A 15,722-nucleotide genomic window follows, 5' to 3' on the forward strand; every position below is an offset into this window, starting at 1 on the left:
TCAGTCGGAACGCATGTAGCCGAGCAGCCGCAGGATCTCCAGGTACAGCCAGACCAGGGTCACCATCAAGCCGAAGGAGAAGTACCAGGCGGTCTTCGCCGGGGCGTTCTGCTTGATCGCCTGGTCGATGGCCTCGAAGTCCAGCATGAAGCTGAATGCGGCGATCGCGATGCAGACGATGGAGAAGATGATGGCCGTGGTGCTGCCGTCCCGCAGCCCCATGTTGATGCCGAACAGCCCGCCCAGCACCAGGTTGCCCACCATCAGGATGAGGACGCCGACCATGCCGCCGATCAGCATCTTGGTGAACTTCGGGGTCACCCGGATCACGCCGGTCTTGTAGACCACCAGCATGCCGACGAAGACACCGACGGTGGCCAGGATGGCCTGGATGGCGATGCCCGCCCACTGGTCCTCGAAGACCGCGGTGATCGCACCCAGCAGCACCCCCTCGACGATCGCGTAGGGCACGATCAACGCGGGGCTGGTGGACCGCTTGAAGATGACGATCATGGCCAGCACGAAACCCACGATGGCCGCCGGGATGGCCAGCGCATACGCCTGGAAGTAGGCGGTGATCGCGCCCGCGACGATTGCCGTGCCTAGCAGGGTGGCAGTCTTCGTGACCACGTCGTCCAACGTCAGCAGGCGCTCGGTCTGCACCGGCGGCTTCTGATACGCGGGCTGGTGGTACAGCTGGTCAAGGTACTCGGCGCTCGGCGCGGCCTGTTGCCCGTTGATCACCGCCTCCATGTTGCGGAAGGCAGGATTGCTGCTCGGCACGATGTCCTCCGAAAGAGATGTCGGGTCTTTCCTGTGACGCTACCGATCCCGGCACCCGGGCCGGGTGCGTCGCGGTGGCTCATCTGGATCAACGCTTCGACGACCCGGAGAGTTCCGCGCCGCCACCGGGGCGCCGCCCGACCACCTCGGCGGACTCGTCCGGCGACCGGATCCGACCCGCCGAATACAGCACCGGGAGGTCGACACTGGTCAGCCGGCTGCGGCCACGGTCAGCCGGTCGAGGATGTCGGCGAGCTCGCTCGGCCGCGACACGTGCGGGCAGTGTCCCGCGTCGATCTCGATGACCTCGGCGCCGAGGCGCTGCTCGGCGGCCCGCCGGCACCAGGTGGGTCGCAGTGTTCGATCTTGCGTGGCCAGGACGTAACTGGACGGGATGCTCGGAAGAAGGGTCACCGGGTCGGCGTAGAGCGCGGCCGGCGCGAACAACCGCAACGTGGTGAGCGCCCACTGCAGCGTCTCGAGATCGCAGTCGTGGAACAGGAAGTGGCCGGCCAGAACGGGATCTGCGGTCGGGTCCTTGCCCGGCCACTCGGGGTTGAAGATCTCGGTGGGCGCGGATCGGATCTCCTGGAGAAGTGGGCGTCGGCCATCCGGGACGATCGCGGCCAGCCAGACCTGTCGCTGCGCGCCGAGCAGCCCGGCCGCGGCCGGCAGCACGGGCCCGGTGCCCGAGTGTGCGACGACGATGGGCGCGTGCAGCTCAGCGGGCGCCTGCCGGCGGATCTCCTCGGCGTACCCGGTGATCGAGCGTTCGTCGCTACCGGCCAGGTCAACGGCCACCGCCCGATGGCCTCGCGAACGCAGCGCTTCCGTCAGCCGATCCCATCCCCGCGGCGTCTGCGTCGTCCCGTGGATCAGCACGAAATCCGCCATTGCCAGAAACTACGCCGGCCCGCACTCGATCAGCCGTCCGGTGCCGCCGCGGGCGGTCACTGCTCTGGGTGGCAGGCTCGTCCGGGCGGCACGACGGCAAGCGGACGGAGCAGAACCATGGCAATGGCCGACGCGATCATCAAGAACGCGCGCGAACACCTCGCCCCGGGCGAGGAGGTCCAGGGTGCGTTCGCCGGTCAGCAGACGATCCGCAATCGCCTCGGAGAGGGCGGTTATCGCGTTGTCGTCGCCACCGATCGCCGGTTCCTGGTGTTCCGGTCCGGGACGTTCTCGCAGACCGCGGTCAAGCGGCTGATCGAGGAATCGGCTCGTGGCCAGCGTCTCGGCGAGCCGACGGGCCTGTTCTATGACCTCACGGTCGGCGGCGAGAAGATGAAGGTCAATCGGCGCTACTTCGGCCAGATCCGAGCGATCGACGACGCACTCCCGAAAGACCGCTGAGCCGGAGCGTCCGGAGTTCCAGCTGACGGCCGGTCAGCACCGAGTGCTCCGGTGGTGCCCCCGGTGGGACTCGAACCCACACTGTGACCATTTTAAGTGGCCTGCCTCTGCCGATTGGGCTACGGGGGCGGATCGCGGCGCTCGAAAACCGGAATGACGGTTCGCGGACCGCGGTCTCGCGCATCAGGGTAAGCCGACCAGCGCCTTCGCCCGCCCGATCACCGCGTCCAGCATGTCCGGGGTGAGGGTTCCGGTGAAGGTGTTCTGCTGGCTGACGTGGTAGCAGCCGAGCAGGATCAGCTCGCTGCGTCCGCCGGTGTCCGGATCAACTCGGCTGACGACGGCCTCGGCGCCGTGGCCGAATTTCGGTCGCGGACGCGGAATGCTCCAGCCGGACGCGGCCAGTGACGCCAACAGTGCCTGCCAGCCGAAGGCACCCAGCACCATCGCCACCTGAGGGTGGACCAGTTCGAGTTCGCGCTGCAGGAACGGGGCGCAGGTGTCGCGCTCCCCCGGCGTCGGCTTGTTCGCCGGTGGCGCGCAGTGCACCGGCGCGGTGATCCTGATGCCGGACAGCGTCAGTCCGTCGTCAGCGGAGACGGCGTGCGGCTGGGAAGCCAGCCCGGCGCGGTGCAGGGCCGCGAACAACACATCACCGGAGCGGTCGCCGGTGAACATCCGGCCGGTGCGATTCGCGCCGTGCGCGGCCGGGGCCAGGCCCACCACCAGGATCCGGGCATCGGCCGGGCCGAAGCCGGGAACCGCTCTGCCCCAATAGGTCTGGCCGGCGAACGACGCACGTGGGTTCGCCGCAACCTCCTCCCGCCAGGCCACCAGCCGGGGGCAGGCCCGACAGCTGCCGACCAGCGCGTCCAGGTCACCGAGCGTGCCGGCGGACCGGGCGGCACTCGGCGCGCGGGTCGGGTCGGTCATCGATGCATCGTCCCATGACCGTGCCAGCGCCTTTGATGCCGTCAACTCCACCCCGGACGGTCGGCCTAGCCCCACCCCGAATCGGCCCCCTGAGGGGCTGGGGGCGCCGGATGAATCCTCATAGCGTTCCGAAGCATCAGATGGAGGCCGAACCGAGAGCAGGGTCGGCCCCGACCGAGGAGAAGTCAGGCATGGCCGTGAGCGCCGGAACCGATGAACGCCACCTGCGTCCCAAAGACGTGCCCACCGAACCTTCGTCCCGGCGACCCGCCGCAATCGGCAGCCTCGCCCGGATGACGACCGCCATCGGTTCCCGTTCGGTGGCTGCCCTGCGCGCGGTCCCCGGCCTGGTCCGCACCCTGCCGTTCACCACCGCCATGGTGCTGGCCATGCTGCTGGTGGGTGGCCTGATCCACGTCGTCATCGGCGGCAGCCCGGACGAACTGGGTGCGCGGATCGGGTACGGCCTGTCGGCCCTGCAGGACGGCCAGTTCTGGAAGTTCGGGGTCGGGGCCGTCGTGCTGCCGGACGCCACCATGTATCTGGTGATGTGTCCGCTGGTCGCCGTTGCGGTCGGCTACTACGAGCGGCAGGTCGGCGCCGCGCGGTCCGCCGTGGCACTGCTCGGTACCCATCTGATCGGCACGGTCGGAGTGGCGTTCGCGCTCGCCGGCGCCGGCCAGCTGAGCTGGCCGTGGGCACAACTGGTCGCCGGACAGACGGATCTGGGAATGTCCGCCGGAACAATCGGCCTGCTGGGTGCCGCCACCTGCCTGATGAGCGCCCCGATCCGACGCCGGGTGCGTTGGGTGGTGTCGGCCTATCTGCTGGTGATGGTGCTGCGCTCCGGGCTGCTCTGGGATGCCGAACATCTGGTGGGCTGGACGGCCGGACTGCTCGCCGGACCGGTGCTGGCCGGCCGCCGGTCGGCGGACGTCAGCGCCGGGAGGATCCCGCGGATCAAGCGGGTGCGGACCGCAATCGCCTGGGCGATGGTCGTTCTGGCCGTCTCCCGGCTGGTCACCGCGATCTATCCCGGCAACGGCGGCATCTTCGGCAACGGACTGACGGCCGACACCGGCCATCTGGGCGCGCTCGCTCCGGCGCTGATCTTCGTCGGCGTGGTACTGGTGGTGGCGAATGCACTGCGCCGCGGCCTACCGCTGGCCTGGTGGGCGGCGCTGGCCGTCGCCGCGCTGGCGGTGACCAGGGCAGCCGTCGCCCACCCCGGGCACGCCTCGGCGGACCTGCTGCTCTGGGGGCTGCTGCTGGCGGCACTGGTTGCCACCCGCGGCTACTGGCCGTGGCGACTGCCGACCGGCGCCCTGCGCCGGGCACTACCAAGGCTGCTGATCGCAGTCGGCGTGTTCATCGCCGGATCGAGCATGGTGCTGTGGGTGCTGCGCAGCCAGCTGGCCGGCGCCGACGAAGGCGTCCGGGCGCATCAGGTGGTCGCCCGCGCACTGTTCCAGGACGGCGGGTTCGCCGCGCATACCCGTACCGCCCACACCATTCTGCTGCTCACCACGTGGGCCTGGGCGATCGCGCTGATCTTCCTACTGGTGCCGCTGCTCTACGCGGCGGACGTACCCGGCCGGCTGGACCGGGGTCGTCGGGACGGCCGGCTCCCGGCGCGCGACCGGATGATCGCGATGATCCGCCGCAACGGCGGCGGCAATCTGGGCTGGCAGCGCAGCTGGCCGGCCTTCCGCGGCTGGTTCTGCGCCGCCGGTGACGTCGCAGTCGGGTACCGGGTGGTGTCCGGGGTCGCCATCGCCATCGGTGACCCGGTCGGACCGCGGCACCGGTGGAAGGCGGCGGCCGCCGAGTTCCAGCGGTTCTGCCTGCGCTCGGGCTGGACACCGGCCTGGTACTCGGTGACCGACAAGTTCCTGGCCGCCACCGGAAATGCCTGGCAGCACACCCAGATCGGTGAGGACGCGGTGATCGAACTGACCGAGCTGGCCTTCACCGGCAAGTCCTGGCAGGACGTGCGGACCGCGCGCAACCGCGCCGAGCGGGAGGGCATTCGCTTCCAGGTGGTCGATCAGGCCACCGCCGATCCGAATGTGCTGGCCGGCATCGACGAGGTGTCGCGGGCCTGGGCTGACGGAAAACCGTTGCCGGAGATGGGCTTCACCCTCGGCACGGTGGAACTGGCCCGGGACGGTGTGATGCGGACCCATGTCGCGGTCGGCGATGACGGGGTGGTGCACGGCGTCACCACCTGGATGCCGGTGCACGACGGCGGCCGGGTGGTGGGCTGGACGCTGGACGTGATGCGTCGTCGCACCGACGGGTTCCGCCCGGTGATGGAATTCCTGATCGCCGAGAGCGCCTTGGCCTTCCAACGCGAGGGCTATGACTTCGTCAGCCTGTCGGTGGCACCACTGGCCCGGCCGGTCGGCGATTCCGGTTCGGTGCCGATGGACCGGTTGGCCCGCGGGCTGGACCGGATGGGCGAGATGCTCGAGCCTGCCTACGGTTTCCGGTCGTTGCTCGCCTACAAGACCAAGTTCCACCCGCGGTTCGAGCCGGTGCACCTGGCCTACGGGTTCCAGGCCGATCTGGCCGAGATCGCCGTCGCGATCGGCCGCGCCTACCTGCCGAACCTCTCGGCGGGCCAGGCGCTGGCGGTGGCCAAGGTGCTGCGGCCGGGCCGGCGGGAACCGCTGGCAGCGGCCGCTGCCTGAGCCGTCCCCCGGGTTCGCAGGTCAAGCGGTCGTGATGACCGGACAAGTCGGGCGGATAACCACAGTACGACCCGCGAAGGCGGGCGGGTTCAGCCGAGCTGCGGCACCAGCGAGAGCGCCAGCCCGTCCAGGATGTCGTGCTGCGACACGGTGATGCTGTCGATGCCGATCCGCTCGGCGAGCTGTTCGGTGATGGTGCGCAGGATCAGCGCGCCGCCACCGATCACATCCACCCGGCCGGCCGGCACGTAGCGCAGGGCCGCCCGATGCGCCCGGTTGGCGCCGAGCAGAAGCTTTGTCGCCCGGTCGATCTCGGCAATCGGGACGGTCGCCAGGTGCAGCGCGGCCGGGTCGAGGTCGACATGCCGGAGCGCGGCGGCCGCCACCGTCAACGCCGTGCCGGCCACCGCCACCACCTGCCGGACACCGCGCAGCGGCAGCCGGTCGAGGGCCGGCCCGGTCAGCCGGCTCACCCACCCGGTCGCCTCGGCGAGCTGCGGCGCCGACGGCGGATCGCCGCGCAGGATGCGCTCGGTGATCCGTACCGCGCCGACATCGATGCTCACCGACGCATCCGGCGCCGCCCCATCGGCGCCGGCCGGCCGGCCGACCACCAACTCGGTCGATCCCCCACCGATGTCCACCACCAACACCTTGCCGCCCAACGGGTCCAGCTCGCGGGTGGTGCCGACGAAACCGATCTCCGCTTCCTGACTGCCGGTCAGCACCTCCGGCTCGCGGTGAATGGTCGAGCGGACCACCTCGACGAACTCGGCGGCGTTGCCGGCATCCCTGGCCGCCGAGGTGGCTGCCATCCTGATGTCCAGTACCCCGGCGGCCCGGATCAACGCCGCGTAGTCGGCCAGCGCCCGCCAGGCCCGGTCGATCGCCTGCGATGCCAGCATTCCGGTCCCGTCGACCCCCTCACCCAGGCGGACAAGGCGCTCCTCCCGGTGCACGTCGACCAGCCGCGGCCGGCCGCCGTCGGAGATCACATCGGCGATCAGCAGCCGGATGGCGTTGGTACCGCAGTCGATCGCGGCCACCCGCAACGGCGGGCCGGTCATCAGCCGACCCCGGTGTCGGCATAGAACCCGTTGATGTGCGCGGTCACCGCGCGCCCGGCGGCCGGCCCGTCGCCGTCGACGACGGCGGCCAGCACCTGGGCATGCTCGGCGCGCAGCCGCTCGGCCATCGCCGGCCAGTCGGTCAGTGCGGACACCGCCTCGGTGACGTAGGCCTGGATGCCGTGCCGCATGGCCTGCATGATCGCGGTGATCACCCCGTTGCCTGCCGCCTCGGCCAGCGCCACGTGGAACTGGGTGTCGAGCTCCAGGAATTGCTCGGCCGTCAGCCCAGGGTTCTCCATGGCCCGCAACAATTCCGTCGCTCCCGCCAGCTGCTCGGCGCCGGCGTTCCCGGCGGCGGCCTGCACCGCCCACGACTCGATCAGCACCCGGGTGCCGACCAGGTCGGCGACCGGCAGGTGACGGCTGGCCAGGTGCCAGCGCAGCGCGGATCCGATCGGCGCCGCGGGATCGGCGATGACCACCGCACCGGCGCCCGGACCCGATCCGACGTTGGTCCGGATCACCCCCATCGCCTCCAGCACCTTGATCGCCTCCCGGACGCTGGCCCGGGACACGCCGTAACGCAGCGCCAACTCGCGTTCGGGCGGCAGCCGTCCCCCGACGTCGATCCGGCCGGTGAGCAGGTCCTGCTCGATCCTGGCCAGCACTTCCTGGTAGGCGCGCACACCTGAAGTCTAGGGAAGCGCCCCGGTGCAACCCCGCGGCGAACCTCTGCCTCGACCCGGCCACGTGAGTACCGTTGCCGCTATGGACCTACTCGCCGAGGACATGCTGCTGCTCCTGTTGGAGGAGAGGTCCGGCCGGCCGCTGGTCGATGCCACCCAGTTGAACGCTGCACTGGCCGGCGCCCTGGTCCTGGAATTGGCGATGGCCGGTGCGATCGTCCCCGACGGGCCGGCCCGCTCCGGGGGCCCGAAGATCAGTGCGGTGGGTGGGCGCCCCACCGATCCGACGCTGGCGGTGGCCTGGGACGCCTGCGCCGACCGGCCGCGCCGGGCCGGTGAGGTGATCAAGAAGATCGCCGGCAAGGTGCGCCAGCCGCTGCTCGAACGGATCGCCGACAAGGGCTGGGTGTCCAAGGAGCAGACCAAGGTGCTCGGCGTGTTCACCAGGACCAGCTGGCCGGAGATCGACGGTCGGCATGAGGCCGATCTGCGCAACCGGCTGCAGTTCGCCCTGCTGCAGAACGCCCGGCCCGATTCGCCGCACACCGCGGCGCTGATCTCCCTGCTGGCGGCCTGCCAGGCGCTGCCGAAGCTCTTCCCCGACGCGGACAAGAAGAGCCTGAAGGCGCGCGCCGCCGAACTGAGCGAGGGCGAGTGGGCCGGCGCCGCGGTCAAGAAGGCGATCGCCGATGTCCAGGCGGCGGTGATGGTCGCGGTGATGGTGCCGACCATCGTCACCTCCAGCGGCACCTGAGGTGCGTTAGTGTGGTCAGACCACACGATGTCTAGCCGAGGAGTGCCATGCGGATCGCGCTGATGGCCACCTGCCTGGCCGACGCGATGTTCCCGAACGTCGCCAAGGCCACCGTCGCGTTGCTGGAGCGGCTCGGGCACGAGGTGGTATTCCCGGCCGGGCAGACCTGCTGCGGCCAGATGCACGTCAACACCGGGTATCTGGACGAGGCACTGCCGATCGTTCGCAACTACGTCGAGGTGTTCTCCGCCGAACAGTGGGACGTCGCCGTCGCGCCGTCCGGCTCGTGCGTGGGCTCGGTGCGACACCAACACGCGATGGTGGCCAACCGCGGGGGTGACGCCGCCCTCGCGCAGCGGGCCACCGAGCTGGCCGGTCGCACTTACGAACTCAGCGAGTTGCTGGTCGACGTACTCGGGCTGACGGACGTCGGCGCATACTTCCCGCACCGGGTCACCTATCACCCGACCTGTCACTCGCTGCGCATGCTGCGGGTCGGCGAGAAGCCACTGCAGTTGCTGCGCGCGGTACAGGGCATCGACCTGGTCGACCTGCCGGATGCTGACGTCTGCTGCGGCTTCGGCGGCACCTTCGCGCTGAAGAATCCGGACGTGTCGACCGCGATGCTGGCCGACAAGATGGCCAACGTGCAGGCCACCAAGGCCGAGGTGTGCAGCGCCGGCGACTCGTCGTGTCTGATGCACATCGGCGGGGGCCTCAGCCGGTTGCGGACCGGCGTCCGCACCGTGCACCTGGCCGAGATCCTGGCCTCCACCAAGGATTCCCCGGTCGCGGTGGAGTTCGTCGATGCGATCGGAGACTCCCGGTGACCACCTTCCTCGGCATCCCCCGGCGGGCCGCGCCTGACGAATCCCCGTTACGCGGTACCGAGTCGTTCCCGCAGGCCGCCAAACACGAGGTGGCCAACACCCAGCTACGCCGCAACCTCGGCAACGCCACCGCCACCATCAGGGCCAAGCGGGCTGCCGTGGTCGGCGAGCTGCCCGACTGGGAGGCGTTGCGGGACGCCGGATCCGCCGTCAAACAGCAGGTGATGAAGGATCTGCCCGCGCTGCTGGAGCAGCTGGAGGCGGCGGTCACCGCCCGCGGCGGCGTTGTGCACTGGGCGACCGACGCCGAGGAGGCGAACCGGATCGTCACCGAACTCGTCAAGGCCAAGGGGGCCGACGAGGTGGTCAAGGTGAAATCCATGGCCACCCAGGAGATCGGGCTCAACGAGTACCTCGAGGAACAGGGCATCGCTGCCTTCGAGACCGACCTGGCCGAACTGATCGTCCAACTCGGCCACGACAAGCCATCGCACATCCTGGTGCCGGCCATCCACCGCAACCGCAGCGAGATCCGGGAGATCTTCCTGCGCGAGATGCCCGATGCCCCAGCGGATCTCACCGACGAGCCGCGCCGGCTGGCGATGGCCGCCCGCGAGCACCTGCGGAAGAAGTTCCTTTCCGCCAAGGTGGCCATTTCCGGGGCGAACTTCGCCATCGCCGACACCGGAACGCTGGCCGTCGTCGAATCCGAGGGCAACGGGCGGATGTGCTTGACCCTGCCGGAAACGCTGATCACCGTGATGGGCATCGAGAAGCTGCTGCCGACCTTCTCCGATCTGGAGGTGTTCCTGCAGCTGCTCCCCCGCTCGTCCACCGGCGAGCGGATGAATCCCTACACGTCGCTGTGGACGGGCGTCAGCCCCGGCGACGGACCACAGGAGTTCCATCTCGTACTGCTGGACAACGGTCGCACCAACGCCCTGGCCGACGAGGTCGGACGCGCTGCGCTGCACTGCATCCGCTGCTCGGCCTGCCTGAACGTCTGCCCGGTGTACGAACGGGCCGGCGGGCACGCCTACGGCTCGGTGTACCCCGGTCCGATCGGCGCCATCCTCACCCCGCAGCTCACCGGGATCAGCGGCCACGACGACCCCAGCGCGTCGCTGCCGTTCGCCTCGTCGCTCTGCGGCGCCTGCTTCGACGCCTGCCCGGTCAAGATCGACATCCCGACCATCCTGGTCGAACTCCGCGGCCGTGCCGTCGACGCCGATCGCGACCGGAAGATCCCCGGCGGCTGGGACGCCGCAATGAAGACCGCATCCTGGGTGATGAGCAGCGAGAAGCGTTTCGCCACAGCGGAGAAGGGCCTCAAGGTCGGTCGGTTGCTGGCCGGCAAGAAGGGCAGGATCAGCTCGCTGCCCTGGCCGCTCAGCGCCTGGACCGGCTCCCGCGACCTGCCCGATCCGCCGAAGCAGACGTTCCGCGATTGGTGGGCCTCCGAACACCAGGCGCCACCGCCCCCTCGTTCGCAGGAACAGCAAAGTGAAGACACGAAGCCGGAGACGAAGCAGCCACCCTCGTCCGCCGGCACAGCGACGCGAGGACACCGAAACGGCGACGAAGGGGCCGGATCTGTGCCCGCAGCCGAGCGCGGCCGGCGAACCGGACGACACAGCACCCGCGACGTCATCCTCGACCGGATCCTGTCGGCCATCGCCGATGCTCCGACTCCCGAGCCGGTTCCGCGGGAGTACCGGACGTCCGGCACCATGGCACCGGGTTCGACCGAGGCGATCGAGCTGCTGGTGGACCGCCTCGAGGACTATAAGGCAGGCGTCCGGGTGATCGCCGAGAACGAATTGGCCGACGCGGTGTCCCGGGCACTGGATCCGGTGCGCTCGTTGGTGATCGGTCCCGGGCTGGAGCAGCGGGTGGTCGACGCCGCGCGCGGCAACGGCCGCGCGGTGACGGTCGACGGTGAGCCGAACACGTTGTCGTCAGCGGAGTTGGACGGCATCGACGCGGTGGTCACCCAGGCGAGGGTGGCGATCGCGGTGACCGGCACCATCATCCTGGACGCCGGACCCGGCCAGGGCCGGCGGGCGATCAGCCTGGTGCCGGACCGGCACCTGGTGGTGCTGTGGGCCGACCAGATCGTCGAGTCGGTGCCCGAGGGCATCGCCCGGCTGACGCCGACCGCTCCGCTGACGATGATCTCCGGCCCGTCGGCCACCAGCGATATCGAATTGTCCCGGGTCGAGGGTGTGCACGGACCGCGCACCCTGGACGTGCTGATCATCCGGCCGTAGCGGGTTGTCCCGCGCCACGCGCGGCAGGGTCGGCCCGCTCGGAGCCGGCGCCGGGCGGTCGACCGACGACTCACCGACAGCCGTTGACGGCAGCTGCGGCGGTGGATACGGTTCCTAAAACGTCATTCCATTTCTAGGAGCCGATGTGCCCGCCTTCCGCCTCACCGGTCCACGAGCAACCGAGCTGGTCGAACAACCCGTTCCCCCGATCGGCGCCGGCCAGTTGCTGGTCAGGGCGAGGTACACCGCGGTGAGCGCAGGAACCGAGGTCCGGATGTACCGGGGCGAGGAGCACGTCCCGCAGAATCCGCAGGAGTATCCGATGGCCAGCGGCTACAGCATGGTCGGCACTGTTGAGCAGGTCGGCCGGGACGTCGTCGGATTCGATCCCGGCGATCGCGTGTTCGTCCTCGAACCGCACCAGTCCTGGGCCGTGGTCGATGCGGGTAACGCCTTCCGGCTACCGACCGGGGCCGACGACCAACGGTTCGCCTACGCATTGGTGGCCGAGATAGCCCTGCATGCGCTGCGGCGCTGCAGCCCGACGTTCGGCGAGAGCGCCGCGGTCTTCGGGCAGGGCGTGGTCGGACTGGCCGGCATCGCGGTGGCTCGCGCCTGGGGGTTGCGGACGATCGCGCTGGACCTCGCTGCAGACCGGCTCGAGCTGTCCACCAGGATCGGTGCAGACCTGGCCGTCCTGGCCGACTCCGCTGACGTCGCTGCCGCGGTGAACGATTTCGCCGGGCCGGCCGGTGTCGACCTCGCGCTGGAGAGCGCGTCATCCTGGCAGGCGGTCCGGCAGGCCTACCAACTCCTGCGACGCGGCGGCCGGCTGTGCGTGGTGTCCCGACACACGTCGGTTGCCGGTATCAACCTGTTGGAGGGTGACCTGATGACCAAGGAGATCACCCTCACCTCCGGGTACGCCCATCCGGTGACCGACGTGCCGCTGGACCTGGCTCGATGGACCCGACCCCGCAATCTCGCCCTGATCATCGACCGGATCGCCGCCGGCCGACTGTCCCTCGATGAGATGGTCACCCACCGGATCCGGCCGGATCAACTGCCCGACATCTACGCCAGGCTCGACCGTGGCGATACCTCGATCTCCGGCGTCATCGTCGATTGGACCTGACCGGCCGGGTCGGGCCGGAGGTCAGCGACGCACCAGTTCACCGATCAGCCGGACCGTCCGGTCGAAGTCCCGGCGGTCGTCCGGGGTCAGGTCGGCCAACAGCTCGTCCTCCCGGCGATGGATCTCGGCCCGCACCTGCTGCATCACCGCGACCCCACGGCGCGTCGCCTCCAGCACATTCGCCCGGCGGTCGGAGCCGGGTCGGCGGATCAGCAGCCCCTCCTTCTCCAGATGGTCGAGGTCAGCGATGATCCGGTTCCGGCTGTAGTCCATCCGGTCGGCGGCCTCGCGTTGGCTCAACCCCGGAACCTTGGCCACCAGGGCGAGAGCCGCGTATTGCCACATGCTCACCCCGTGCCCGGCAGCGGCGGCGTCCTCGATCTTGCGCAGCGCCCTGGCGATCGGCAGTAACGAAGCGAGTAGGTCGCGACGTTCATCCAGCAGCCGTTGTTCCATCGACACAGTCTAGAGGTCGTCACCCACTAGCGATCGTCACAATATTGTGATGAAATGGGGAGTCATGAGCACAGTTGACCAGCGGGTTCTGCATCGCAAGGCGATCTCCATCGCCAACACTTACGTCGATCCGATCGTGGTCGCCGAGCGGGAACTACCGACGCCGTGCGCCGAATGGAACCTCGGCGAGCTGCTGGCCCACATGGTCGGGCAGCACTTCGGCTTCGCCCAGGCGGTCCGTGAGGGCAATGCCCCGAAGTCCGCCTACCGACCGGTGCCGTTCAGCCCGCGGGTCTGGCGGCAATCGACCCAGGAGTTGCTGGATGCCTTCGCCGGCGCCGACCTGGAGGACTCGGCACTGGAGGTGGAGCTGCATCCCACCCAGCCGTTGCCGTTGCCGATGATCATCGGTGCGCAACTGTTGGACACGGTCGTGCACACCTGGGACGTGGCGCGCTCGCTGGGCCAGCCATTCGAGCCGGGCGAGGATCTGGCGGCGGCGGTGTTCGCGATCGCCCAGCCGATCCCGGACGACGAACGCCGGGACCAGCCGGGCGCCGCGTTCGGCCACGCGCTGCCGGCCACCGGGTCGCCGTGGCAGCAGACGCTTCGCCTGCTCGGCCGCGACCCGCTGGTCTTCCCGATCCGCCGCCCCGCGCCGGTGCTCACGCCTCCGGCGATCGAGCACACGGCGTAAACCCTCGGGGCTGACGGACCGCGCTGCTGACGGCCCGCGCGGCCGACGGACCGCGCGGCCGACGGACCGCCCGGCCGACGGGCTGACAACCGCTGCCGCTCTGCCCCGGCTGCCGGGGCAGAGCGGCAGCGCCGCACACCGCGGGTCAGTGGATCATCGTCCGGGCCGGCGCGGCCCGCCGATCGCCGTCACCGTGCGATTCCATACGCCGAACTCGACCGGGCTCTGCCAAGGTGCCCCGCCGAGCTCGCCGGCCGCGCCGCGGTCCCCGAACACCATCACCGATGTGCCACCCATCGCCAACAGGTAGCCATTGGCCGAGTTGGTGTAGTCGACCCAGGTCGGGTCACTCCAGGTCTCGCCGTTGTCGAAAGATCGCAGCAGGGACAGACCCGGACGACCGACCATCAGCAGCAGGGACCCGTCACCGAGCCGTTCCAGTGAAGGGAAGACACTGGACACCGGTTGTCCGGTCACCGTTTTCATCTTCTGTGGCGTCGTCCAGGTTCTCCCGTCGTCATCGGATCTGACGCTGTACATCGGCTGGTACGAACCGGTTCGCATCACGGCCAGGAAGCTGTGTGGCCCGGTCCGGACGAATACTCCCTCGCATGGTCCCGCATACGCGGGATCGCTCGACAGCGTCGGGTCGAACGCGACCGTCGCCCGCACGGACCAGTCCAGCCCACCGTCGTGGCTGATCAGCATCAACTGGCGGTACTTGGTGTCGCCGTCGTACTTGCCGTACGCGGACTGATACAGGGTGCCATCGGGATCCTCGATCACGTTGTGCACCTGGACGAACGCGGTACAGCCGGACGGCCGCTCGCAGTCGTAAGGGGCAAGATCGGCCGGCGCCGTCAGCAGACCCTCACGGTTGGTCCAACTGGCTCCGTTGTCCGTCGAGACCGCGCTTTCGATCACCGACTGCCTCGAGTTCCCGTTCGCGTAACCGTGATAGTTGATCGCATACAGACTGCCGTCGTGCAGCCTGGTGAGATAGAACGATGGCGCATCCGGGAGCGGGTTGTGCGTCTGGTAGTCGGTCCAGGTCTTGCCTCCGTCGTCGGAGTAGACGAATTGGTTGCCCGCAGTGTCGCCGACGTCGGTGTGTGCCGGGTAGCTGGCCAGGATGCGCTCGCGGCCATGCCCCAGAGGTACCCTGGCGGCGGTGTTGGGCATCTGCGTCGTCGTCGTGGTCGAGGCAACGATCGTCGTCGGATCGCCGATCTGATACTGCCGTTTCACTGCTGCGGGACGGGATCTCAACGCCGAGCCGTAGCTCACGTCATCGAAGAAAACCCGATCCCCGCTGCCCGGCGTGCCGAAACCGGCGAGCTGGAACCCGGTCACCGACGTCACCGGGTTCACCCCCCACGGCCCAGCGGACCCGACCGCGCGACCGTTGATCCAGACATAGGCCATGTCCTGGTCGCCGGTCGTTCCGACGGCGACCGTACTCCAGGTCTGCTGCGGCATGGTGCCGGCCGGGGCGACCGGCAGCCAACGGCTGCCGTCGGTCCAACCGACGCTGCCGTCGGCCCGGAACTGCAGCTCGAACACCACCCCGCTACCGATCGCGGTGCTACCGGTGAGGTCGACGACGAATCCATTCGCGGCGCCGGCCGGGTTCGCCCGAAAGCTCAGGGCAGCGCCCTGCTGCGCGGGTTCGGCGCAGCCGATCATCGGCAGTGACGACGCGGAACTATCGTTGAGCTCCAGGGATTTCCGGCTCCGGTAGGCCCGCTCGTCGGTGACGGCGAACGGCGTCGTGCCGGCCGGAGTCGTGCAGCCGGTCGGTAGCTCGCCGACCCGGTCCCGCTCGAAGGTCCACTGCACCGGCGCCTTCGGATGCCCGCTGGTCACCGCCGCCGCCGGTCCGGCGAGCGGCACGGCCAGCGCCGCGGCGACGGCTAGCGGTACAACGCAGCGCAATACCTTGCGGTGCAGCGTCTTTCTGGGTCGCATTCATGTCCTCCGTCATTAGATGAGATAGCCGTACACACTCAGCCGAGATTGCGGCACCGGGCACCGATCACTCCGTCGGAGGACCGGTGCC

The 15,722-nt window shown here is 69.5% G+C and carries 14 protein-coding genes and 1 tRNA gene; 7 read left to right on the top strand and 8 right to left on the bottom strand.

Annotation, left to right across the window (positions count from 1 at the left end; genetic code table 11):
* On the bottom strand, window positions 1–786 hold the full coding sequence (locus K340_RS0126110) for a Bax inhibitor-1/YccA family protein (protein WP_029138851.1): 786 nt from the start codon (window positions 784–786) through the stop codon (window positions 1–3).
* A 207-nt stretch (window positions 787–993) separates the two neighbouring features.
* The gene (locus K340_RS0126120; RefSeq protein ID WP_029138852.1) at window positions 994–1,677 is read right to left on the bottom strand and encodes an alpha/beta fold hydrolase; all 684 of its coding nucleotides are present in this window, start codon (window positions 1,675–1,677) and stop codon (window positions 994–996) included.
* 123 nt (window positions 1,678–1,800) lie between these two features.
* On the opposite strand from K340_RS0126120, the gene K340_RS0126125 reads away from it, so the two are divergent.
* Window positions 1,801–2,139, top strand: coding sequence for a hypothetical protein (locus K340_RS0126125; RefSeq protein ID WP_029138853.1), 339 nt, complete (start codon window positions 1,801–1,803; stop codon window positions 2,137–2,139).
* 52 nt (window positions 2,140–2,191) lie between these two features.
* Here K340_RS0126125 and K340_RS0126130 read toward each other — a convergent pair.
* A tRNA-Leu gene (locus tag K340_RS0126130) sits at window positions 2,192–2,268 on the bottom strand.
* Between the two features lie 54 nt (window positions 2,269–2,322).
* Window positions 2,323–3,072 carry a uracil-DNA glycosylase gene (locus K340_RS0126135; protein ID WP_029138854.1) on the bottom strand — a complete coding sequence of 250 codons (750 nt, stop codon included), beginning with the start codon at window positions 3,070–3,072 and terminating at the stop codon, window positions 2,323–2,325.
* Between the two features lie 293 nt (window positions 3,073–3,365).
* On the opposite strand from K340_RS0126135, the gene K340_RS0126140 reads away from it, so the two are divergent.
* Window positions 3,366–5,765, top strand: a complete 2,400-nt coding sequence (locus K340_RS0126140; RefSeq protein ID WP_161632195.1) for a bifunctional lysylphosphatidylglycerol flippase/synthetase MprF — start codon at window positions 3,366–3,368, stop codon at window positions 5,763–5,765.
* An 89-nt stretch (window positions 5,766–5,854) separates the two neighbouring features.
* On the opposite strand, the gene K340_RS0126145 is transcribed toward K340_RS0126140, so the two are convergent.
* Window positions 5,855–6,832, bottom strand: coding sequence for a Ppx/GppA phosphatase family protein (locus tag K340_RS0126145; protein ID WP_029138856.1), 978 nt, complete (start codon window positions 6,830–6,832; stop codon window positions 5,855–5,857).
* The gene (locus K340_RS0126150) at window positions 6,832–7,521 is read right to left on the bottom strand and encodes a FadR/GntR family transcriptional regulator (RefSeq protein ID WP_029138857.1); all 690 of its coding nucleotides are present in this window, start codon (window positions 7,519–7,521) and stop codon (window positions 6,832–6,834) included. Before K340_RS0126150 ends, K340_RS0126145 begins: the two co-directional genes overlap by 1 nt.
* 82 nt (window positions 7,522–7,603) lie before the next feature.
* On the opposite strand from K340_RS0126150, the gene K340_RS0126155 reads away from it, so the two are divergent.
* The 4 genes from K340_RS0126155 (at window position 7,604) to K340_RS0126170 (ending at window position 12,510) form a co-directional block, all read left to right on the top strand.
* Window positions 7,604–8,275 (top strand): GOLPH3/VPS74 family protein, encoded by a 672-nt coding sequence (locus K340_RS0126155; protein WP_029138858.1) that lies wholly within the window; start codon window positions 7,604–7,606, stop codon window positions 8,273–8,275.
* Between the two features lie 47 nt (window positions 8,276–8,322).
* Window positions 8,323–9,105 carry a (Fe-S)-binding protein gene (locus K340_RS33565; protein ID WP_051267696.1) on the top strand — a complete coding sequence of 261 codons (783 nt, stop codon included), beginning with the start codon at window positions 8,323–8,325 and terminating at the stop codon, window positions 9,103–9,105.
* Window positions 9,102–11,375, top strand: coding sequence for a LutB/LldF family L-lactate oxidation iron-sulfur protein (locus tag K340_RS37200; protein WP_084615047.1), 2,274 nt, complete (start codon window positions 9,102–9,104; stop codon window positions 11,373–11,375). The genes K340_RS33565 and K340_RS37200 overlap by 4 nt, the downstream gene beginning before the upstream one ends.
* A gap of 145 nt (window positions 11,376–11,520) precedes the next feature.
* Window positions 11,521–12,510 (top strand): zinc-dependent alcohol dehydrogenase, encoded by a 990-nt coding sequence (locus tag K340_RS0126170; RefSeq protein ID WP_029138859.1) that lies wholly within the window; start codon window positions 11,521–11,523, stop codon window positions 12,508–12,510.
* 21 nt (window positions 12,511–12,531) lie between these two features.
* On the opposite strand, the gene K340_RS0126175 is transcribed toward K340_RS0126170, so the two are convergent.
* Window positions 12,532–12,966 carry a MarR family winged helix-turn-helix transcriptional regulator gene (locus tag K340_RS0126175; protein WP_029138860.1) on the bottom strand — a complete coding sequence of 145 codons (435 nt, stop codon included), beginning with the start codon at window positions 12,964–12,966 and terminating at the stop codon, window positions 12,532–12,534.
* A 64-nt stretch (window positions 12,967–13,030) separates the two neighbouring features.
* Between K340_RS0126175 and K340_RS34880 the strand changes: the two genes are divergently transcribed.
* The gene (locus K340_RS34880) at window positions 13,031–13,663 is read left to right on the top strand and encodes a TIGR03086 family metal-binding protein (RefSeq protein ID WP_051267697.1); all 633 of its coding nucleotides are present in this window, start codon (window positions 13,031–13,033) and stop codon (window positions 13,661–13,663) included.
* A gap of 153 nt (window positions 13,664–13,816) precedes the next feature.
* On the opposite strand, the gene K340_RS0126185 is transcribed toward K340_RS34880, so the two are convergent.
* A complete protein-coding gene (locus K340_RS0126185) occupies window positions 13,817–15,631 on the bottom strand; it encodes a sialidase family protein (protein ID WP_084615050.1) in 1,815 nt (604 codons plus the stop codon).
* Window positions 15,632–15,722: the final 91 nt, after the last annotated feature.

It is taken from the genome of Nakamurella lactea DSM 19367, from assembly GCF_000426645.1.
GTDB classification, from domain to species: domain Bacteria; phylum Actinomycetota; class Actinomycetes; order Mycobacteriales; family Nakamurellaceae; genus Nakamurella; species Nakamurella lactea.

What these genes read in the sequence shown, in the direction of transcription:
- K340_RS0126185 (WP_084615050.1), bottom strand. Translation starts at nt 15,631, where the DNA reads ATGCGACCCAGAAAGACGCTGCACCGCAAGGTATTGCGCTGCGTTGTA.
- K340_RS0126125 (WP_029138853.1), top strand. Translation starts at nt 1,801, where the DNA reads ATGGCCGACGCGATCATCAAGAACGCGCGCGAACACCTCGCCCCGGGC.
- K340_RS0126135 (WP_029138854.1), bottom strand. Translation starts at nt 3,072, where the DNA reads ATGACCGACCCGACCCGCGCGCCGAGTGCCGCCCGGTCCGCCGGCACG.
- K340_RS0126120 (WP_029138852.1), bottom strand. Translation starts at nt 1,677, where the DNA reads ATGGCGGATTTCGTGCTGATCCACGGGACGACGCAGACGCCGCGGGGA.
- K340_RS0126155 (WP_029138858.1), top strand. Translation starts at nt 7,604, where the DNA reads ATGGACCTACTCGCCGAGGACATGCTGCTGCTCCTGTTGGAGGAGAGG.
- K340_RS0126140 (WP_161632195.1), top strand. Translation starts at nt 3,366, where the DNA reads ATGACGACCGCCATCGGTTCCCGTTCGGTGGCTGCCCTGCGCGCGGTC.
- K340_RS33565 (WP_051267696.1), top strand. Translation starts at nt 8,323, where the DNA reads ATGCGGATCGCGCTGATGGCCACCTGCCTGGCCGACGCGATGTTCCCG.
- K340_RS0126145 (WP_029138856.1), bottom strand. Translation starts at nt 6,832, where the DNA reads ATGACCGGCCCGCCGTTGCGGGTGGCCGCGATCGACTGCGGTACCAAC.
- K340_RS34880 (WP_051267697.1), top strand. Translation starts at nt 13,031, where the DNA reads ATGAGCACAGTTGACCAGCGGGTTCTGCATCGCAAGGCGATCTCCATC.
- K340_RS0126175 (WP_029138860.1), bottom strand. Translation starts at nt 12,966, where the DNA reads ATGGAACAACGGCTGCTGGATGAACGTCGCGACCTACTCGCTTCGTTA.